The 20,646-nt window shown below is 46.5% G+C and carries 16 protein-coding genes and 1 pseudogene; 4 read left to right on the top strand and 13 right to left on the bottom strand.

All coding sequences use genetic code 11. The features are described 5' to 3' along the window. Positions 1–416: 416 nt before the first annotated feature. The 6 genes from JFU01_RS05945 to JFU01_RS05920 all read right to left on the bottom strand — a co-directional run bounded on the left by JFU01_RS05945 (position 417) and on the right by JFU01_RS05920 (position 11,949). Positions 417–3,539, bottom strand: coding sequence for an AAA family ATPase (locus JFU01_RS05945; RefSeq protein WP_195856224.1), 3,123 nt, complete (start codon positions 3,537–3,539; stop codon positions 417–419). A gap of 23 nt (positions 3,540–3,562) precedes the next feature. Then, the gene (locus JFU01_RS05940; protein ID WP_195856223.1) at positions 3,563–4,729 is read right to left on the bottom strand and encodes an exonuclease SbcCD subunit D; all 1,167 of its coding nucleotides are present in this window, start codon (positions 4,727–4,729) and stop codon (positions 3,563–3,565) included. Positions 4,730–5,423: 694 nt separating this feature from the next. Then, the gene (uvrA, locus tag JFU01_RS05935; RefSeq protein ID WP_195856222.1) at positions 5,424–8,246 is read right to left on the bottom strand and encodes an excinuclease ABC subunit UvrA; all 2,823 of its coding nucleotides are present in this window, start codon (positions 8,244–8,246) and stop codon (positions 5,424–5,426) included. 495 nt (positions 8,247–8,741) lie between these two features. Continuing rightward, positions 8,742–9,365 (bottom strand): alpha/beta fold hydrolase, encoded by a 624-nt coding sequence (locus tag JFU01_RS05930; protein WP_195856221.1) that lies wholly within the window; start codon positions 9,363–9,365, stop codon positions 8,742–8,744. A gap of 217 nt (positions 9,366–9,582) precedes the next feature. Further along, positions 9,583–11,475: a purple acid phosphatase family protein gene (locus tag JFU01_RS05925; protein WP_195856220.1), complete on the bottom strand. Its 1,893-nt coding sequence runs from the start codon at positions 11,473–11,475 to the stop codon at positions 9,583–9,585. A 252-nt stretch (positions 11,476–11,727) separates the two neighbouring features. Beyond that, the gene (locus JFU01_RS05920; RefSeq protein ID WP_195856219.1) at positions 11,728–11,949 is read right to left on the bottom strand and encodes a hypothetical protein; all 222 of its coding nucleotides are present in this window, start codon (positions 11,947–11,949) and stop codon (positions 11,728–11,730) included. Between the two features lie 459 nt (positions 11,950–12,408). Here JFU01_RS05920 and JFU01_RS05915 point away from each other — a divergent pair, with 459 nt between their 5' ends. Genes JFU01_RS05915 through JFU01_RS05905 form a run of 3 tightly spaced genes read left to right on the top strand, consistent with a single transcriptional unit; the run spans position 12,409 to position 14,162 of the window. Then, entirely contained in the window at positions 12,409–12,720 is a 312-nt protein-coding gene (locus JFU01_RS05915) for a PadR family transcriptional regulator (protein ID WP_013669698.1), read from the top strand. 3 nt (positions 12,721–12,723) lie between these two features. Beyond that, the gene (locus tag JFU01_RS05910) at positions 12,724–13,335 is read left to right on the top strand and encodes a DUF1700 domain-containing protein (protein WP_195856218.1); all 612 of its coding nucleotides are present in this window, start codon (positions 12,724–12,726) and stop codon (positions 13,333–13,335) included. Then, positions 13,335–14,162: a hypothetical protein gene (locus JFU01_RS05905; protein ID WP_195856217.1), complete on the top strand. Its 828-nt coding sequence runs from the start codon at positions 13,335–13,337 to the stop codon at positions 14,160–14,162. The genes JFU01_RS05910 and JFU01_RS05905 overlap by 1 nt, the downstream gene beginning before the upstream one ends. Positions 14,163–14,232: 70 nt before the next feature. Here JFU01_RS05905 and JFU01_RS05900 read toward each other — a convergent pair whose 3' ends face one another. The 7 genes from JFU01_RS05900 to JFU01_RS05870 form a co-directional block, all read right to left on the bottom strand. Next, the gene (locus tag JFU01_RS05900; RefSeq protein WP_013669234.1) at positions 14,233–14,400 is read right to left on the bottom strand and encodes a 2-hydroxymuconate tautomerase; all 168 of its coding nucleotides are present in this window, start codon (positions 14,398–14,400) and stop codon (positions 14,233–14,235) included. A gap of 113 nt (positions 14,401–14,513) precedes the next feature. Continuing rightward, complete coding sequence (locus tag JFU01_RS05895) at positions 14,514–14,900, bottom strand: hypothetical protein (RefSeq protein WP_195856216.1); 387 nt, start codon at positions 14,898–14,900, stop codon at positions 14,514–14,516. 50 nt (positions 14,901–14,950) lie between these two features. Next, positions 14,951–15,163, bottom strand: coding sequence for a hypothetical protein (locus JFU01_RS05890; RefSeq protein WP_195856215.1), 213 nt, complete (start codon positions 15,161–15,163; stop codon positions 14,951–14,953). 47 nt (positions 15,164–15,210) lie between these two features. Beyond that, positions 15,211–15,387 carry a hypothetical protein gene (locus JFU01_RS05885; protein ID WP_195856214.1) on the bottom strand — a complete coding sequence of 59 codons (177 nt, stop codon included), beginning with the start codon at positions 15,385–15,387 and terminating at the stop codon, positions 15,211–15,213. 13 nt (positions 15,388–15,400) lie between these two features. After that, on the bottom strand, positions 15,401–15,598 hold the full coding sequence (locus JFU01_RS05880) for a hypothetical protein (RefSeq protein ID WP_198434199.1): 198 nt from the start codon (positions 15,596–15,598) through the stop codon (positions 15,401–15,403). A 457-nt stretch (positions 15,599–16,055) separates the two neighbouring features. Beyond that, entirely contained in the window at positions 16,056–16,973 is a 918-nt protein-coding gene (rihC, locus tag JFU01_RS05875) for a ribonucleoside hydrolase RihC (protein WP_195856213.1), read from the bottom strand. Between the two features lie 181 nt (positions 16,974–17,154). Further along, on the bottom strand, positions 17,155–18,387 hold the full coding sequence (locus tag JFU01_RS05870) for a NupC/NupG family nucleoside CNT transporter (protein ID WP_041706403.1): 1,233 nt from the start codon (positions 18,385–18,387) through the stop codon (positions 17,155–17,157). A 268-nt stretch (positions 18,388–18,655) separates the two neighbouring features. Between JFU01_RS05870 and JFU01_RS05865 the strand changes: the two are divergent. Then, positions 18,656–20,625: pseudogene (locus tag JFU01_RS05865) on the top strand (fructose-1,6-bisphosphatase). Positions 20,626–20,646 lie beyond the last annotated feature (21 nt).

Genomic DNA, 20,646 nt, shown 5'->3' with positions numbered 1-20,646 from the left:
AAAAGGACGTAAGAATTCTCAGAGAGAATTCGGCGTCATTTTCTGAAGTGGATGCTTGCTCTGCACTTGGAACACGTTTTGAAAAGGATGTGAGGTGACGAAAAAAAGTGAAACGCTGGAAGAAATATGCGGTAATCTTCGAAGAAGATTGCCAAATATTTCTGAAGCGAAGTTCACTTTTGTCACCGAGCAGGTTTTGACAGAGAGCGACAAGCGTAAAAACCTCTGAAATGGAGTTCACCTCGCGCTTGGAGCACGTTTTGAAAAGGATGTGAGGTGACGAGAAAAAAGTGAAACACTGGAAGAAATATACGGAAATCCTCAAAGAGGATTGACAAATATTTCTGAAGTGGAGTTCACTTTTGTCACCGAACTCAACTATAAGGATGTGAGGAAGGATCAGTGAGGGAGATTCCCTACCCCTCCACTCCCGGCAGACCTTGCCAGTGACATTGGCTGCCGCTAGGGGTCATTTCGACCGCTAGCTGGATGGGTAATTCCTGTTTCAATTCTTCCCGGTGAGAGATGACAGCAATCAAGCGGCCTGAACGTTGGTGGAGGTCCACCAAGGTATCGAGGGCCTGTTGCAGGGTTTCCGAGTCCAAGGTTCCGAATCCTTCATCAATAAAGAGCATACCCACGTCAACCGTCCCAGCTTCTTCCTGGATTACATCACTGAGTCCCAGAGCGAGGGCCAGGGAGGCTTGGAAACTTTCGCCTCCTGACAGGGAATGGACGCTGCGTTCGCTAGCGGTATAGGAATCGAAAACATTGAGGTTAAGCCCCTTGGCCTGGTTGCCACCGATCTCGTCCTCCGCCCGTTTAAAGTAATACTTGCCATTGGTCATTTGATAGAAACGCTGGTTAGCCCGCTCGACGATCCAATCCAAGTAAATTCCTAAAATATAGCGTTGGAAGGAAATCCGCTGACTCTTGTTGAGCTTCCCATTAGCGACATCCGACAGCTTCTTCAAGTCACCAAAGCTCTGGTAGCGGTCTTGGTAGTCCTGCCATAAGTCAGTCAGGAGAGCGACTTGGTCCTTGAGCCGGATTAAATCTTCCCGCTCCTGACTTAACTGGCTAGCGGCTTGGTCATAGCTTTGGTCGAGCTCGCTTTTTTCCTTTTGGTAAGTGGCTTGGTCCTGGTCAATGGCCAGGTCTTTTTCTTTTGCCTTTAAGGCCTCCAGCGACTTTTTATAGGCATAGACCTGGTTAGAATAAGCAGATAAAGTTTGGCTGATGGCCTGCCAGTCACGGTCACTTTGGTGGAGGGCCTTGACCTGGTCATCACTGAGATCTGATTCTCTTCGGGCTTGGGCTAAACGCTCAGCAATGGCCTGAGACTGTGCTTGGTTTTTCTTGACCGCCGCTTCCTGGTAGTCCCGCTTGGTGGTTAAAACGGCAGCCTTTTCTTTCAAAGCTTGCTCTCTTTGGGCTATTTTTTTCGCTAAAGCTTCCAAGTCTTTGGCCTCTGTCTTAAGGGCTTGGGCTTTTTCTTCTAAGGCAGCTTGAGAGTCTCCAATCAAGAGAGCTTGAGACTGTTTAAGCCGGTCTGTCACTTGATCCAAATAAGCTTTTTGCCGGCTGACCTGGCCTTCACTCTTAGAGAGTTCCTGCTTAAGGGTTTGCAGCTGAGTTTCTTGGCCTTTGACCCTTTCCTTTTCTTCCGCCAGGGCTTTTTGATTTTCCTGGTCTTTGTCGGATTTCTCTTGGTAAGCCGCACTGGCTTGGTTATAAGAATTTTGGGCTTGGTCCAGCCGGTCTTGCCAGTCAGTGATAGTGGTCTTAGGGTCAAAACCATATTGTCTGCACAAGTTGGCCCGACTCTGCTTATGATAATTGAGGGCTTGGCTAGCTTCTTGGTAGGCTTGGCTAGCCGCTTGGGCCTGGGCTTCTAATTGGTCCACTTGGCCTTGGTCCAAGTCTCCGGCAGAAGCGTCGCCACTGACTTGGGCCGGATCAGGATGGTCTAAGCTCCCGCAAACCGGACAGGGACTGTCCGGACTTAGGTCCTGGGCCATGATCCCAGCCAGGTTGCGTTGGTAGGCCTGCTTGGCTTTTAAGTAGGACTGGTTGGCTTTTTGCCAGGTCTTTTCCGCCTGGAGGAAGTCCGCTTCTCCCTTTTGAATGGCTTGGTCGAAGGATTGGACCTGGTCGAGCCCGGCTTTTAAGTCAGTCAATTGGCGGCCGGACTCTTTGACCGCTTCTTTTTCTTGGTTCAGGCTGTCGGGGTCAAGAATGGCCTGGCTTAATTGGTCCACTTGGGCTTGCCCCTGTCTGATAGCTTCTTCTAGACTAGCCACTTGGTCTTGGCCCTTTTGGTAGCTAGTCTCTAGATCTTTTAATTCAGCCTGACCAGCTTGGACTTCTTTTTGGGTGCTTTCAAAAGTAGCCCAGTCCTTGAGACCGGCTTGGACTTGGTCGATGGCTTCTTTAATTTGCGGCAAGCGCTCCAGGTTTTCTTTTTGCGCCTCCCAGTCCGTGTCATAGTCAGCTCGGGCGGCTTGGTAGTCTTTCTCTTCCTGGTCAAGTCGGGTCTGACTTTGGTCTAGGTCCTTAGCCTCTGCTTGGGCCTGGGCTTGGTCTTTTAAGGCCTGGTAGAAGGCTAAAGATACCTGATAGTTTTGATAGGCCGTTTTTAAATCAGCCATCTGGCTTTGCTTGGCTTGAAGGCGGTCTTTTTCTTGGGCCAGGTCGGCTTGAGCGTCAAAGTAGTCTAGGACTTGGCTGAGCAGGGTCCGCTTAGCTTCCAGTTTTTCCAGCGCTTGGCTGGCTTGCTTGAAGTCTGATTCTTTGGTCGCTAAGAACTCAGCTAAAAGCTGGCCTAGCTTGGCCTCTCCCTGGTCTTTTAAACGAGCTTCTAAAAGCGCTTGGTCTTCTGAACGAAGCAAAGTCTTTAAGCGTTCTTGGGCCGCATCATGGTTTTTCTTAAGGCGGTCCAAGTCGCTCTTGACCTGGCTGTATTGGTCTTGCAAGTAGGTCTGGAAGCGGTTAATGGGCTCGGTATGGAAGATGTGAGTGAAAATTTCCTCCTTGTCCCGGCTTGAAGCCTCCAGTAGGCGCTTGAACTCGCCCTGGGGCAGCATGACAATTTGGGTAAATTGGGACTTATCTAAACCGATAGCCTCTTTGAGATAAGTTTCTAGCTCATTTTTCTTACCTGACACCAACTTGCCGTCAACATTGACTTCCAGAACTTCAGAAGGATAGGCCTTGGACCGCCCTTCCACCGCTCCCGGCCCTGTCTGTTTGGGTTGGCGGTAGACCTGGTAGTGGTGGCCATCACTGTCAAAGGTAAAACGCACATAGGCCAGATCCAAGTCGGTGGCAAAACGGGACTTGAGCTCGCTGGCTTCCCGACTCGACCCCGAAGCGCCTCCGTAGAGGGCATAGGTAATGGCGTCAAAGAGAGTGGTCTTACCCGCCCCAGTATCTCCTGAAATCATAAACAAGCCATAGGGCCTAACCCGGTCAAAGTCAATCACGGTCAGGTCCCGGTAAGAACCAAAGGCATTCATTTCTAAACGTAAGGGAATCATGGTCCACTTCCTTTCTCAGTCAGCTAGTCCGTTTCCGAATCTTTTCGGGCCGCTAACCAGGCCGCTTCCACCGCCTGATTTTGCGTTTCAGTCAGAGTCTGGCCCAGGGTTTCTTGGTAGAAGTCGGCGAAGAGCTCTAAGGGGTCAGCCACTTGATGACTAAGCTTGTCTTTACTGATTTTTCCCTCAAGCTGGGCGCTGACCTGGCCGATATTCACGTATTCCAGGTTCATAATATTGGGATAATTATCCCGCAGCCGGTTCATTCCGTCATGGACCGGGGTCTGGTCAGTCAGTTCAAAGTAAATATAGTCATCCGACTGCCCCGTTAAGGCCTGGTCAAAGCTGGTTTTAATCACGCGGACATCGTGGAGGGGCTGGATCATATGCTTGGTGACCTGGATTGATTCCTTGGTCAAATCCACCTCCAAATACTGCTTATGGTGGTGAGCTTCCGACTTAGAGTACTTGAGCGGACTGCCACTGTAGCGGACATGTTCGCCCTTGACCCGTTGTGCCCCGTGTAAATGACCCAAAGCCACATAGTTAAAGTCTTGAAAGACTCGGCTAGGCACATATTCGGTGGTGCCAATCGATAAGGGGCGCTCCGACTCCGATTCTTCTAAGTCAGCCCCGGCTTCCTCCAGGCTAGACGAGGTCACATAGCCATGGTAGACAATCAAATTCAGACGTTCAGGATCAAAGGCTTCCTGGTCCTTGATGGCTTGGACCTGTTTGGCTGCGGCCTTTTCCAAGCTGTCAATGGTCGGGTCTTGGTAGAGCTCGCGGATGACCTGGTAGTCAACGTAGGGAAGGAGGTAGACCCGGGCGCCGTCTAATTCAACGGTTTGAGGGACTTTTTGTGGTAGACCTGCCAGGTGGATATTTTGGCGCTCATAGGCCCGAGACCCGTAGGCAATCCGCTCGCCCGCATCGTGGTTACCAGCAATAATCGCCACAGGGCAAGGCAATTCCACCATTAATCGATCGATCAGGTCATTGGCCAAGCGGACACTATCGCGGCTGGGAAGCGACCGATCGTAAAAGTCGCCCGCAATAATTACCAAGTCCGGCTCAAGCGCCTTAAACTCGTCAATCAGCTGGTGGAGGACCACTTCCTGGTCAGCCAACATGGACCGGTCATTAACAATCTTCCCAATATGCCAGTCGGAAGTATGGATAATTTTCATAGGGTCAGCTCCTCTTTTCATACTTACTAAAATTTTGTTTTTTTATGATAAGAAAATTTATTAAATAAACTTTATTTTGGTAAATATACTTGAGCAGTAGTGGCGCTTTGAAATTAGTCGTTAGCCATGAATAAGTAAGCATCAGGGTGTGAGGGCTGGCAACTAGCTTTCGTTCACTGGAGCAAGTCACCAGAGCAGTCTGCAAGACTGCAGCGGGGACTTGTGAAGTGACACGAAAGCGGCCAGGACGAACCCGACTGGATGTGAATTATGCTGAAGCCGTTCGATGCATAGCGAGTTACGGATTCAGTATGCGTAGCTCGGATAGTAGGCGCTAGCCGTACTAGCCGAAATCTGCTCCAAAAGTAGCCCTGGCATCCACTTCATAAACGATGTACAAGCCTTTGCCAAGGCTTTCCCCTCGTTTATTCCAGTTGCTATAGCTGTTCGAAGCGTTAGCGAGTTACAGATATAGTATGCGTAGCTCTCCAGTGCTTTAGTACTTTTGTCGCACTCTGACTTTGAAGCTCGCTAGGTGAGAGACCTCAGGCTCGAACCGATGCCATGGCTGTATAACGACTAAATTTCAAAAGCAAAACGAATGCTCATTAGTTTTATTTAGTAAAGAAGCAAATTTTGCTTAAGAAAAACCAAGCTCCCCACTTGGAGAGCTCGTCTATTTGTTAAAATGTGCTTATTTCTTCTTCAGTAATGGTTTGAGATATTGGCCGGTGTAAGAATCTTTATTTTTGGCGACATCTTCCGGAGTCCCGGTGGCGACAATGGTTCCGCCGCCGTTTCCGCCTTCTGGTCCCAAGTCGACAATATAGTCAGCGGTCTTAATGACATCCAAATTGTGCTCGATGACAAGGACTGTATTGCCTTCATCAACCAAACGTTGGAGGACGCCGATCAAGCGCTTGATGTCGTGGCTGTGGAGACCCGTGGTGGGTTCGTCCAAGATATAAATGGTATTCCCACTAGCCACCCTTTGCAGTTCACTGGCCAGCTTCATCCGTTGGGCTTCCCCACCAGACAGGGAGGGCGCTGGTTGACCCAAGGCCACATAACCCAGTCCTACATCAGCAATGGCTTGAAGCTTGCGGTGGATTTTGGGAATCGATTGGAAGAATTCCAGGGCTTCGTCGACCCGCATGTCTAAAACTTCAGCAATATTTTTGCCCTTGTAGTGGACTTCCAAGGTCTCGGCATTGTAGCGGGTTCCCTTGCAGACTTCACAAGGCACATAAATGTCCGGCAAGAAGTTCATCTCCACCTTAACAATCCCGTCACCCTTGCAGGCTTCACAACGGCCACCCTTAACATTAAAGGAGAACCGGCCCTTCTTATAGCCCCGCAATTTGGCCTCATTAGTTTGGGCAAAGAGGTCGCGGATATCGTCAAAGACTGAGGTATAGGTCGCCGGGTTAGAACGTGGCGTCCGCCCAATCGGACTTTGGTCGATATCGATCACCTTGTCTAAAGACTCATAGCCTTCAATGGCTTTCACCTTACCAGGGACCACTTGGGCCCGGTTGAGGTGACGGAGTAAGTACTTCTTAACCACTTCATTGACTAGACTGGACTTTCCTGAACCGGATACCCCAGTAATCAGGTTAAAGCATCCCAATGGAAACTTGACGTCGACGTCTTTCAAGTTATTGGCCGCTGCCCCTTTCACTTCTAGCCAGCCGTTATCGGTTTGGCGGCGTTCTTTAGGTACTTCAATAGCTTGTTTCCCGGACAAGTATTGGCCGGTCAAGGAATCCGGGTCATTGGCGACTTGATCAGGGGTTCCGGCTGAAACCACTTCCCCACCATGGGCACCGGCTCCTGGTCCCATATCAATCAGGTAGTCAGCTTGGCGCATGGTGTCTTCATCGTGTTCCACCACAATCAGGGTATTGCCCAGGTCGCGCATCCGTTTCAAGGACCGGATTAAACGGTCATTATCGCGTTGGTGGAGACCGATGGAAGGCTCATCGAGAACATACATAATTCCGGACAGGTTAGACCCAATTTGGGTGGCCAAACGAATTCGTTGAGCCTCCCCACCGGAAAGCGAGCCGGCATTACGGTCCAGGGTTAAATAATCCAGCCCCACTTCATCCAAGAAGCCTAAACGGGCATGGAGTTCTTCCATAATCGGACGGGCTATCTTTTCATCTTGGTCTTCTAAGTTCAAGTCCTTGAAGAATTCAATCACTTGGCCAATGGCTTTTTCCGTCACTTCGGCAATATCCAAGCCTTCCACCTTGACCGCCAAGGCCCGCTCATTAAGGCGTTTGCCGTGGCATTTAGGACAAGGGAGTTCCGCCATAAATTGGCTCATGCTTTCCCGGATCATATTGGAAGAGGAATTGTGGTAGCGGCGTTCCACGTTATTAGCCACCCCTTCAAAGGCCATATCCTTGTCAGTGACATTCCCAAACTCATTTTGATAGTTAAAGTGGAAAGTTTGGTCTCCTGACCCGTAGAGAAGCAGGTTTTGTTGGTCTTCACTCAGGTCTTCAAAAGGCTTGTTTTGAGGAATATCAAAGGCCCGGCAAGCCTGGTCTAAGAGGGCTGGATAGTAGCCGGAGGCCTTATTGTACCAAGGCACCAAGGCCCCCTCATCCAGGGACTTGGTCCGGTCAGGCACCACGATGTCTTCATCCACCTTCATCTTGGAACCGATCCCGTCACATTCCGGGCAACGACCAAACGGCGCATTAAAGGAGAAGAGCCGGGGTTCCAATTCCCCCACGGTAAAGCCACACAAGGGGCAGGCATAGTGCTCGGAGAAGAGGATCTCTTCATCGCCAATGATATCGACCAAGGCATACCCCTCAGTCAAACGCAGGGCGGTTTCTAGGGAGTCGGCCAAACGGGCCCGGATGCCTTCTTTAATCACCAAGCGGTCAATGACCACATCAATGTCATGTTTCTTATTCTTATTCAGTTCGGGCAGGTCCTCCACGTCATACATCTCACCATCGATACGAACGCGGACATAACCTTGTTGTTGGACCTTTTCCAGGAGCTTCTTGTGTTGGCCCTTCTTCCCGTAAACAATGGGAGCCAAGATTTGGATCCGGGTCCGTTCTTCTAAATTCTTGACCCGGTCAATCATCTGGTCGATGGACTGACTTTGGATCTTAGTGCCGTCATTAGGGCAAATCGGATGCCCCACCCGGGCAAAAAGCAGCCGCAAATAGTCATTGACTTCGGTAATCGTCCCCACGGTTGAACGAGGGTTGCGGTTGGTAGTCTTTTGGTCAATGGAAATGGCAGGACTCAAACCATCAATGGAATCGACATCCGCCTTCTTAATATTACCCAAGAATTGGCGGGCAAAAGCTGACAGGGACTCCACATAGCGGCGTTGTCCCTCGGCGTAGAGGGTGTCAAAGGCCAAGGAGGACTTCCCAGAACCGGACAAGCCGGTAATGACCACCATCTGGTTACGAGGAATAGTCACATTAATATCTTTTAAATTATGAGAGCGTGCACCACGCACGACAATTTCTTCTTTCAAATCGGTCACACTTCCTTAATTGCGTGAAAAGGTATTTGCTTTTCTTTTCATTGGCTATTTTGATACAAACAGGTGTTCTCTTTAATGGTTTATCATAAATCAAGCCCCAAACCTAGTATTGTCGGCTTAACCGTCCCAGACCGGGATGCACCCTTCATTATAACCAGCCAAGCTCGGGAATAAAAGCAATCAACTTTCAGGAGAGTGCGAGCTGACGACAAAAAGTGAAACGCTACGCATACTATATCTGTACGTCGCTTCGCTTCCTACAGCTATAGCAACTGGAAAAAATATGCGGAAATCCTTGAAAAGGATTGACAAATATTTTTGAAGTGGAGTTCACTTTTGTCAGCGAGCAGGTTTGAAACAGAGTGTGACGGTCACGCCAAAGGTCATTCATTCTGTGACTGGAGTATATTTTGATTAAATAATTCATATATTGAAAAAAGACTGGTCCTTGTATTCCAGTCTCCTAAATGGTTTATCTGTTCTATTTTAATTCTTCCAAAAGCCTGCGATCAGCTGAGCTAACACTTGGGGATTGTCGACATTGACTTCATGGCCTGAATTATTTACCAGGCTGAACTCACTATTTTTAATCGCCGTATGAAAGCGTTGGCTACTTGTGAGATTAAATCGATCCTTTTCTCCGCAAATTAATAAGGTCTTGCAAGTTATTTCTTCTAAATGAGTCGCAATGCTAAGGTCTTTGGTTGAAGCTATCAGGCTGATAAATTCATCTTTGCCTAGGCCTAATTGTGTAAAATTTGATTCTGGCATCAACTTAAATACCATCGCTTGTATAGTCATCAATAATTTAGGGATCTTGTAGGGAAGGCCGATTAAAATTAAGGAATTGACCTTCTCCGGGTAATTTTTGGCATAATCTAAAGCCAGTAGTCCCCCTAAAGAAAGGCCACATAAGTTGACCTTGCCAGGATAATTATTGACTTGCCTTTCAAAGTTTTGATAAAGGGTTTGGTAAGTATAAGGATCATTCTCAAATAATTCATAGAGATTGGGACACTGAACCGTCACGCTTTCTTCGTCTAAATATTTTTTAACTTGGTCCCAACTGCTACGATCTTGGCCTAAGCCGTGGATTAAAATATTCTTCATATATCGACCTTCCTAGATTCGTCTATAGATATTATATAAAAAAGAAGTCAGAATCCTAAATTCCAACCTCTATCATAATTTATCTTTTCTACTACTTTTAAGCCATTTCAATAATCTCAGCTGTGCCCTATCAATAAAAAAGCCGCTGACTTTCGCCAGCGACTCTAGTGAATTTGACTGCTGTCACAGTCTATTTAAAACGTGTTCCAGTCACACTCTACTTATCCTTTTTAATCCCGTAAGAATCAACTAATTCAACGGTCCGTTCTTCACCTTCGTGGAGGTTACCACTCATTTCATAGAATTCAATTAAGAATTCATCTTCGGTGACGGTATAAACCGCGAAGTTTTGATTTTGGGATTGACGGTAGTTTTCGTGTTTGTGGTCGAATTTTGGTGAGTCATCGGGTTGCTTAGCCACATCGAAGAGGCCGTTCCAGAGCTCAACATCGTCTTCAGTCATCCAATCTAATTTAGGACGAACCTTGTGGACATGGTCAGCACCCTTCATATAGATGGCGTCATAGGCCTTAGTCCCTGAGGTATTCGGGATGATGTAGGTAACCCCTTCTGGATTGACGTGGTATTCTACCCCATCTTTTTCGACTTTTTCGGTGTCTTCAACTTCCCCGTAAGAGAAGTTATCGGAAGTGTAAACTAGGGACTTAGTCCGGGTTAAGTTGTGGTCGTGACCTTGGAGAACCACATCGACATCGAGTTCATCCGCTAATTTAGCGAATTCTTCCCGGGTCACTTGGACGTCCTCATCTTGTAAGGCGTGGTAGGAAGCTGAGTAGATGGGTTTATGGTAGGCCAGGATGATCCAGTTGGCCCCATTATCACGAGCTTCTTGGATATCTTGTTTAGCCCATTCCATCTGTTCCTTACCAATGGCGCCTTGTTCGGGATTATCTTCGGATTCCTTGTTGTCGTTGGTGTTTAAGACCACAAAGTGAGCGCCGTTGTAGTCGTAGGAATAGTAGGAGTCCCCGGTCATGGCGTCATTAGTAATCGGCACATTGGTATGTTCGTTGAAGGCAGTTAAGTCCTTTTCGTCCCCTAAAACGGTATATTCATCGTGGTTACCTGGGGTGTAGGCATGAGGCAAATGAAGGTTTTGGTCTTGGGACATGTCCAAGTTGTCTACCCATTCGTCTTCCACTTCGGCCACTTCAACGAAGTCCCCAGTATGGAGGGCAAAGTCAGCGTCAGGTGCGACTTCTAGGGCATGGGAAAGGGTGTCTGCCCCGTAAGCTGCCTCGTTATTAACATTAGCATTCCAGTAAGCATTTTGGGTATCGGTATAGTGGATAAATTGGAAAGGCTCGCCTTTTTCACCGGAAGTTCTAAAGGATCCCACCTTGGAAAAGCCGCCCTCGTCAGAACCCACTTGGTAGTAGTATTGGGTGTCGGCCTCCAGGTCATCTGCTTCGGCCTTGTAGGAGTATTCGGTCACATCTTGGAGTTCCAAGTAGCCTAAGGAGCTCCCTTCAGAAGTCCATTGGGTGTTGTCGGTCGTAATTTGTTCGTCGGTGAAGTAACCGTCAACTTCTTCCGGCTTCCCGTTCTCGTCGACAATGAAATTACCGTCTTCATCTTTTTTCGCTGCTGCATAGATATAGTAGCCGTCCTTGTCGCGTTCCGCATATTCAGAAGTCACTTCGGTCGCTTCCGCTGCGAATTCAACTGGATCGGACATATCTTCAGATTTTGACACTTTCACCTTGGCATCTGGCATTTTGTCAGTGGTATACCAGTTGAAGCCCATGGCATCCGTGGTTTCTTCTAACAGGTTGGTAGCAATCCGGTTGGGTTCATTATTGACTGGCACCGGCGCCACTTCAGGCTTGTCATCTTGGAGTTCGATTAAATCTAAGCCATTCTCTTCGCCATAGACCGGGTCAACTTCCTCAGCCTCTTCACCCTCTTTAGAATCCGTAGATTCCGCAGAACTTTCTGACACGCCATTATCCCCTGAAGCCACGCTCTCTTCGACAGCACTATCGGCCGAAGTATTATCGCTGTTCTCATTCGTTTCAGCGCAGGCCCCCAAGACAAAAATTGAGGTCAGCAAAAGCCCCACTTTCTTGATACGATCATCCCAATGCATACGGTCTGTATCTCCTTTCAAAATATCATTTTTACTTTAAGTAAATCCAACTTGCCCTCACTATAGCAAAGCATTGTAAAAAAGCTGTAAATTTATCGTAAGTTTTAAGTAAAAGTGAAATTTTGGTGAGAAAAACGAATACTACTAACGATTTTTAAAATAAAGTTCATTATTTACTAATCATTGAGATAATAAAAAAGCCTATAACCTTTCGTCATAGACTCTTTAAAATAGATACTTCAGCTAAAATTTTTATTTATAAATATCTCCGCGACTTCCGATATTCAAAATTTCAATATCTTCATCCACCTCATTAATTAAATCACGATAAAAATGATCGACAATGACCTGGCCTTTTTCGTCATAGAGGTCTTGATCAGCGGTTTTTAGATAGTCAATCAAAGTAAGAAGATTCTGCAACTGCCCTTCATCTAAATGATTTAATTCATTTTTAACCTTATCTAGAGTAGTCATGGAATCACTCCTTGAGCATCAATAATTTATACTAGATATAATTCGTTAATTTAATTGATGACGGCTGTCTCATGATTAAATATTTTATGCTTAAGAAGTCTGAGCAGTAGTGGGCTTTGAACTTAGTCGTTAGCCATGTACAAGCAAGCGATGTGAATTAGGGATCGTAGGCCTTAGCCGTATGATCCCTTTGATGCTCGCTAGGTGAGAGACCCTGGCTCGAACCGGTGCCATGGCTTTTCAACGACCAAGTTCAAAAGCAGAACGAATGCTCATTAGCATAGTAAAACTTTCCTCCTCATTATAACATAGTGCACCGATTAATCGATAATATGAGATGAGCAAGAATTGACTTCCTAACTATTGTGCAATGCAAGCTAGTGTGCTATACTTTACTTGAAAAGGTACTAGGCATTGCAAGATACTAATTGAATTAAAATAGTGAGGGGAGTTGTCCATGTGAACAGTCAATTGAAAAAAGGCGTTTTGGAAATGCTGGTGCTCCAGCAGTTACGAGAGCGGGATTGCTATGGCTATGAATTGGTCCAAGAAATATCAGAACACATCGCGATTTCTGAAGGCACCATCTACCCACTCCTACGCCGCCTCAACAAAGAAGCCCTGGTAACAACTTATCTGAAGGAATCCGAATCAGGTCCGCCTCGGAAGTACTACAAAATTTCCAGCCAGGGTTTGGCCACGCTCCAAGAACAGATCGCGGAATGGCAAACTTTCGTCCAAAGAGTCAATGCCATCCTTGAAGGAGGTTAGCTCATGAAAAAAGAAGAATTTATTGACTTACTACGTTTCTACTTACATAAACTGCCCAATTCAGTCATTAATGATATCCTGAGTGACTACCAGGAACATTTCCAAATCGCTATGAATCAAGGCAAGTCGGAAGAAGAAATCTGCCAGGAACTGGGCAGTCCCAAGCAAATCGCCAAGGAATACTTAGACAATGAGCGGGTCTTTATCGATGAACGTCCACCAAAAGAGCCCACTAGCCACAAAACCCGGCGCAATCTCTTAATCGCCCTCTTGGTGATCGTCTGCCTGCCCTTGATTTTGGGTGTACTCTTAGGTTTAGGCGGAGGGTTCCTGGGACTACTCACCGGCTTTCTGGCCCTGGTTTTTACCATTTTTGTGGTCGCTATCACCCTGCTAGCCAGCCTAGTTAACCCCCAAGCCTTTATCAGTGGCCCCATCCAACTGGGCTTATTGAATACGCTCCATCCCTTAACTAAGGTTTTTGCGGTAATCTTCTGCTTCTGTATAGCGATCATTATCATCTACCTAGTCTTTAGGCTGATTAAGGGCTGCTGGAATCTGATCAAGAAAACTTGGTATGCCATTCAATGGCGGCGCAAACGAGGTGATTACTAATGAAGAAACAAGGCAATACTGTCGTTCGTAGTATCTGGACCCTCTGTGGGGTCGCTTTCCTAGCCCTGGTTTTAGGATTAATGTCCTTCTTTTACTTTGACTATGACCATATCGTTAGTGAAATTCAAGCCTACCAGGTCGAGCAAAACGCTGACCACCGCCAACTGGTCTATGAGGAAAACTTTGACACGGGCTTTGATCTGATGGAAATCGATATTAGAGACCACAGTGAAATCGAAGTCATTCCTGCCGATAGCTATTCGATCAAGATCTGGGACGTCAAGGGAGAGGATTTGGATAATGAGGAAATTCCTAGTAATACCAAGTTCTTCGAGGTCCAAGCCGACGGAGCCTTCTTAAAAATCAATGAAAAAATTCTCGGCACTGGCCAATTCCGTCGCCACCCCATCCGCATCCAAATTGCCGGCCCAGATTTCTCCCAAAGTCGTCTTAACGCCAGCGGAAACTACGCTGATCTCAGTCTCAACCAAGCGCTCAAGGACCTTTATTGGGAAGTTTACGACGGCCAAGTCAGGATCAAGAGCCCATCCACCTTTCCGATGACCTTTAGTGGCGACGAGGTGGCTGTGGATATGACGGTCGACGAGGTCAATGCGACCTTGTCCTTCAACCACGGTTATTCCCAAGCAACCATTAATGGGCGAAGCTTGGAAATCCCAGCGAGTCAAGACCTTGACGACTTGGCTACTGAAGAAAGCACCAGTCAGCCTGCCCAAGCCTTTGTCCACCAAATCGGTGAGGGACGCGACGCCATCCACTTCAATGGCGAAGATAACATCGTTAGCGTCCGCTACCCAGAAAACTAAATCCCCCTAGAAAAACAAACAAGCCCAGGAGTTAATCAAAAGCTCCCGGGCTTGTTTTCTAAGTTTAAGCTTAATTATTGTTGTAGTAGTCGCCTTTTTTCATGTCGTTGAAGATCACGTGGACATGGTCTTTAGGAGTCTTGGCGTGCTTAGAGATACTTTCGGTGATTTCCTTAGCGATCGCTGCCTTGACTTCCTGGGATCGTCCTTCGATAAGTTGAATGTTTACAACTGGCATAGCTAAAACCTCCTCATAAGAATTTAATTTAAATTATACCTTAAAAGAAGAAAAGCGATCAATTCAAGAAATTAATTATTGACTATATTTTTAGCTAATTAAGATAAATATTACTAATAATAGGATAGGGCTTTAGCTAAAATTTTTTCTTTTCTTTCTTTTAGCATTACTTGGATAAAAGATTTATGAGTTTCCGTCATTAAGGGTGTTTCGTCTATTAAATGGTTAATGAGCGCTTCTTTCTGCTTAATCCGCTCATAAATTATCTCTAATGCACGAATACAGTCCTGATTTTTTGTGTTACTAAGAAAAGTAAGATAGTTTATTTTGACATCATCTATCTTAATAGCTGAATTAGGATATTTATAAATTCTTTTATCTCTTAATGAAGAATCTTTTAGGGCTTCAGCCATACTTTTTTCGTCAGTTTGAGGATATAACGATGACCCGCAATCAAATACTGGAGCAATCTCTGCTTGTCTAGTTCTTTGATTAATCAAAAATCCCCAATTAGCATTATGACGGTCAAAATTACCAATATAAGTATCGATTATAAATAATTGCCAAAAAAACTCTTTAACTTTTCAGGATTTATTAATTCTTGCTCATCAATAGAAGTTAGAATATCAGATAATTCAGTTCCATAGCCTGATTGACTCGAATCAACTACGGAATTTTTCAAGAAGGCAAACTCTTTAAAAACTTTATCATTTTGTTCAAAATCTTTACAAGCAACTACTTCTTGATTCCTATAATAAGCCAATAAGGTTTCCTGGGCCTCAAGACCTAATATATTAAAGATATGGCAACCTAATATTCACTAATATTGCTATTTGAATAATGCATATATGGATTTAATTTAGAAATAACAGGGAATTTAAGCATCCAAGTTTCACCTTGATAAATGATTCCAATTTTATTCCCATTTCTTCCTCCATAGATCCGTGTTGGGTCAACCTCACAATTTGTAAAATCAAGCACAGACACAGGCATTCTCCTTCTATAATCCTAAATATTTAGAGAACAAATAATCGGCTACTTCTTTAGAAATTTCTTTATCCCACATGGCCGAATTAATGGACCCATAAAGCTCACAGCCAATATCAGCTACAAAAGGGCCTCCCACTTCCTGTTCATGAAGAAGGGCAAGAATATCCTTTTCGATATATGTTGGTAAAGTTTTCAAATCTAATTTCACCTGGATTCCCCCTTTAACTCACGACATTAAGTGCTCAAATCTACTTTTAATTATATCAAATATTATTGAGAACCTCTATTCTAAAAGCGATCTACCTAAGGTTTTACCTTTTTGGCAGATCGCTTTCATAAAAGTACTATTCATTTAATTTTAACTAAAAGTCTAGCTAAAATCTACTCCGGGTACGGGGCAAGTGTCCACATTATAAAAGGAGACAGATTTTCTTTGAAAATTCTTTTGATCTTTAACTCCAGTTGCTATAGCTGTTCGAAACGCCAGTGAGTTACAGATATAGTATGCGTAGCGGTCTTGCCTTCTAACACGCTTATCGCACTCTCTATCCAAACCTGCTCGCTGACAAAAGTGAACTCCACTTCGGTAATATTTGTCAATCCTCTGCGAGGATTTCCGCATATTTCCTCCAGTGTTTCACTTTTTTGTCGTCAGCTCGCACTCTCTATTTACATTTCAATATGCTTTCTTTAAACCATTCTTTGAAGCGGTTGCGGTCGATGGTGGTGGGGACAACGCAGTTTACGGGGCGGTCGGTTTTGTGGTCGAGGTCGACGACGGTTTGGCCGTAGGTTAAGGGACTGCCGAGTTCGACTTCGACGTTACATTCCACTTCTTCAAACATTTCCGGCTCTAAGAGATAAGCAATGGCGGTTGGGTCATACATTTCCCATTCTTGGTTGGTTTGGGCTGACCGGTAGTGTTGGAGCATGGAGTGAATCATCTTCCCGGTTTCAGTTTTCTCCGCCAGTTCCGCAGATTCTTCCAGACCAATAGTGGCAATGTAACCAATATCTAACCCCACCATCACGGTCTTGACTGAGGATTGGAGCACCATTTGGGCAGCTTCGGGGTCAGTTCCGATGTTGAATTCATCCATGACATGCTTGTTGCCCCGGGTGAAGGACCCACCCATGATGATAATTTCTTCAATCTTGTCCTTAACTTCAGGATACATGGTCAAGAGTAAGGCCACGTTGGTTTGCGGACCTACCGCAACGATGGTGACTTTTTCATCGCTTTCCATTAAGACCTCGCGCATAGCGAGAACGGCATGTTCTTCTAACAGTTGGCTCTTGTCCGGTTCCGGGAAGTCGTAGCCATCCATCCCAGATTCGCCGTGAACTTCAGAAGCATCGGTAAATTCGGTCAAGAGCGGGCCGCGGTTTCCGGCAGCCACGGGGATATCTTTTTCAAAGAAGTTAACTAATTTTAAGGCGTTGGTGGAGGTCTTTTCTAAGGCCACGTTCCCCCCCACAGCAGTGATCAATTCCACTTGAACCTTGTCCGAATTCAAGAGAATAGCAGTCGCAATCGCGTCATCAATTCCGGGGTCTGTATCAAAAATGACTTTTCTTACCATGAAAAAATTCCTCCTTGTAAATACTTATAATTTCAAAAGATCACTTATTAAAATGTTTAAACCTGTTCCAAGCGCAGAGCAAGCGTCCATTTCAGAAAATGACGACAAATTCTCCTTGAGAATTTTTACGCCTTTTTCTTCCAATGGTCTTGCTCTTTGACGCGCTTGTCGCACTCTATCTTTAGAACAAGAACCCTACTATCGTGGCAGTAACCATGGAAGCCAAGGTAGACACGAGGACGATTTTTAGCGAATATTTGGCGACCACGTTTCCTTGGTGGGCGTCGATGGCTTTGACGCCGCCGATGACCATGCCCAGGGTTCCGAAGTTGGCGAAGCTCATGCAGTAGGTGCCCATAATGGCGGCGGTTTTTTCACTTAAACCTTCTAGAGCCGAGAGAGAAGTCATGGCTACCACTTCATTGGCCAAAACTTTTTGGGCCATGACTGAACCGGCTTGGACCATGTCTTCTTTAGGAACGCCCATCAAGAAAGCGAATGGCGAGAAGACATAGCCGACCAACTCAGTAAAGGAAATATTGATCAGCCCTTCAAAGAGACTGTTCAACATGGAAATCAAAGCCACGAAACCAATCAACATAACCGCCACGATCACGGCCGTATTCCATCCGGTTACCATGTAGTCACTCAGCATGGAGAAGAAGGGTTCTTTTTCCTTTTCTCCTTGAGCTTCTTCAGCTTGGTCGCCTTCAATGCCTTCCCGTTCTTGGTAGGCCTGGGTACCTTTGGCAATCTCTTCCTTGTCATTATAGGGGTTCACGATCACAGAAACCGCTAAGGCTGACAGGAGTTGCATGAGGACACCCACTACCACGTATTGGGGCTTGACTAATTTCATATAGGCCGCCAGCATGGAGACCGTGACCACGGACATGGGGATGACTGCCAGGGTAAATAATTGCTTCTCGCTAGCCCGTCTGACTTGGTCGACAACTGATAAATAGTTAGTCGGGGTCCCAAAGACGGTGGATGCAATCGGGAAGTAGGACTCCAATTCCCCAGCCCCGGTCAGTTTGTTGATGCCAAAGCCAACCCACTTGACCACAAAAGGCAGGACGCCCAGCCAGTTTAAAACCCCGATCAAGGCGGTAATAAAGACCAGGGGAGCGAGGACGTGGAGGAAGAAGACAAAGCCGTCAGCGGTCAGTTGAATCCCGCCAAAGACGAAGTTAACCCCTTCAATCCCTTGGGCCATCAGCCAGTCCATCCCGCTAGCAATCCCATTTAAGATGGTCAAGCCCAGGCTGGTCCGAAACAGGACTAAGGCCAAGACCACTTCAGCAACTAACATAATGGCCACATTCTTATACTTAATATTTTTCCGGTCAAAGGACAGAAAATAACACAAGCCAAAAATGACCAGGAGACCCAGCAGGCCTTGTACAATACTCATTGAATCACTTACCTTTCCAAAGCTTAACAGCTTATCCATTTACCTAGAAAAGAAAGTCGACCGCCCCCTTTTGGCTTCATTGTTCGTTTAAAAACGCTTTCATACATATTTTACCCAAATTTTCGAAATAATGCTATAATCTCTAAATAATTTTTAAATCATTCCCTGTAAAGGCAAATCGATAACGCTTTCAGGTAGAATAGAAAGAGATTAACAGCGCCAGCGAGTTTAAAAGCTCCCTGGGCGCCTAGAGAGGAAGGAAAGTCCCATGGCATTTAGTCCTGCATTCTTACAATTACTGGCCGAAAAATTCCCCAACAAGGCCGCCGCATCCACGGAAATGATTAACTTAGAAGCGATTATGTCGCTTCCCAAAGGCACCGAGCACTTTATGACCGACCTGCACGGTGAATTCGACGCCGTCAACCACGTGCTCCGTAACGGGTCGGGTAACATCAAGGAAAAGATCAATGAAATCTTCGGTGACCGCCTGTCCACTAAGCGCCGGGCCGAACTGGCCACCATTATCTACTACCCGGAAGAAAAACTCCGCGCCCTGACTAAGGAAATGGAAAGCCAGGAAGAAATCGATGAATTCTACACCCTGACCACTAGCCGGCTGGTGGAATTGACCCAATTTGTGGTCTCCAAGTACACTCGGTCCAAGGTTCACAAGGCCATGAATCCGGATATGGCCTATATCATGGATGAGTTGATCTTCAAGGACTCCATCCTCTCCAACAAGGAACACTATTACAAACGCATCATCCAATCCGTCATTGACCTGGATGAAGCGCCCCGGCTGATCACCTGCCTGGCGGAATTGATCCGGGAACTGGTGGTCGACCACCTCCACATCTTAGGCGACATCTATGACCGCGGTCCCGCTCCCGACCGGATCTTAGACCTCTTAATGGAGAAGAATTCGCTAGACATTGAATGGGGCAACCACGACATGATCTGGATGGGTGCCGCTTCGGGGTCCAAGGCATTAATTGCCAATGTGGTCCGGATCCAGGCCCGCTATGACAATCTCTCTGTGATTGAACACGCCTACGGAATCCCGCTCCGCCCTCTCGTCAACCTGGCTGACACGGTCTACCGGGATGCCGACTTGACCGGCTTTATGCCTAAATTAGCTGAGGACCACGACTACCACCATGACGAAGTCGAGCAATTGGCCCGCATGCAGTTAGCGATGGCCATTATCCAGTTCAAGCTCGAGGCCCAGGTCATCCGCCGTCACCCCGAATTTGGTTGTGACAACCGCCTGCTTTTGGATAAGATCGACTACCAGGCCGGGACCATTGACTGGCAGGGCAAGACCTATCCTTTAGTCAATACCTCTTTCCCCACTGTGGATCCCAAAGATCCCTATGCCCTGACTGAGGATGAGGAAGCGGTCATGGAAGCCCTGCAAGCCGCCTTTTTAGACAGTGAACGCCTACAAAAGCACGTGGCCTTCTTGATTAATAAGGGGTCCATGTATAAGATTTATAACAATAACCTCATGTTCCATGGCTGTATTCCTATGAACGAGGACGGTACTTTCATGGCAGCTACTATTGACGGGGAAACCTTGGCTGGCCAAGACCTCCTGGATAAGTTTGACCAGGTGGTCCGGCGCATGTATGCTAAGCGGCAAAGTGATGAAAGTAAGAATCCCGACCTTGACTTTGCTTGGTACCTCTGGCAAGGCGAAGGATCAGCCCTCTTCGGGAAGAAACAAATGGCTACCTTTGAACGCTACTTTATCGCCGATAAGGAGACCCACCAGGAACACCGCAATGTCTACTACTCCTGGCGGGAAGATATTAACTTTGTCCGCCGGGTCTTAGAAGAATTTGGCATCGATCCCGACAAGGGCCATATCATTAACGGCCACACCCCCATCAAGGCTAAAGACGGGGAGGACGCTATTAAGGCGGAAGGCAAGATGATTGTTATCGACGGTGGCTTTGCCCGTGCCTACCAAAAGACCACCGGACTAGGCGGCTTTACCCTGCTCTATAATTCCTATGGTATGCAGCTGGTGGCCACCACCCCTTCCACGGTAAGGAAGACGCCATCAAGTACGAAACCGATATCGAATCCACCCGTCGCGTAGTGGACAAGGAGTTAGAACGGATTTCAGTTAGAGAAACTGACATCGGTAAGCAACTTACCTGCCAGGTCCAAGCTCTCAAAGCCCTGATTGAAGCTTATCAAGCGGGGCTGATTGGGGAGGAAGTGCATTAGGCTAGTGTCATTACTTTCACA

Source organism: Aerococcus sp. Group 2 (genome assembly GCF_905125285.1).
Classification (GTDB): Bacteria; Bacillota; Bacilli; order Lactobacillales; family Aerococcaceae; genus Aerococcus; species Aerococcus urinae_E.
The sequence above is the reverse complement of the archived record's forward strand: the minus strand, read 5'-3'. Positions and strand labels throughout refer to the sequence as shown.

Coding starts and splice junctions, on each gene's coding strand:
- JFU01_RS05945 (WP_195856224.1), bottom strand. CDS start 3,539: ATGATTCCCTTACGTTTAGAAATGAATGCCTTTGGTTCTTACCGGGAC.
- JFU01_RS05940 (WP_195856223.1), bottom strand. CDS start 4,729: ATGAAAATTATCCATACTTCCGACTGGCATATTGGGAAGATTGTTAAT.
- JFU01_RS05930 (WP_195856221.1), bottom strand. CDS start 9,365: ATGAAGAATATTTTAATCCACGGCTTAGGCCAAGATCGTAGCAGTTGG.
- JFU01_RS05925 (WP_195856220.1), bottom strand. CDS start 11,475: ATGCATTGGGATGATCGTATCAAGAAAGTGGGGCTTTTGCTGACCTCA.
- JFU01_RS05920 (WP_195856219.1), bottom strand. CDS start 11,949: ATGACTACTCTAGATAAGGTTAAAAATGAATTAAATCATTTAGATGAA.
- JFU01_RS05910 (WP_195856218.1), top strand. CDS start 12,724: ATGAAAAAAGAAGAATTTATTGACTTACTACGTTTCTACTTACATAAA.
- JFU01_RS05905 (WP_195856217.1), top strand. CDS start 13,335: ATGAAGAAACAAGGCAATACTGTCGTTCGTAGTATCTGGACCCTCTGT.
- JFU01_RS05900 (WP_013669234.1), bottom strand. CDS start 14,400: ATGCCAGTTGTAAACATTCAACTTATCGAAGGACGATCCCAGGAAGTC.
- rihC (WP_195856213.1), bottom strand. CDS start 16,973: ATGGTAAGAAAAGTCATTTTTGATACAGACCCCGGAATTGATGACGCG.
- JFU01_RS05870 (WP_041706403.1), bottom strand. CDS start 18,387: ATGAGTATTGTACAAGGCCTGCTGGGTCTCCTGGTCATTTTTGGCTTG.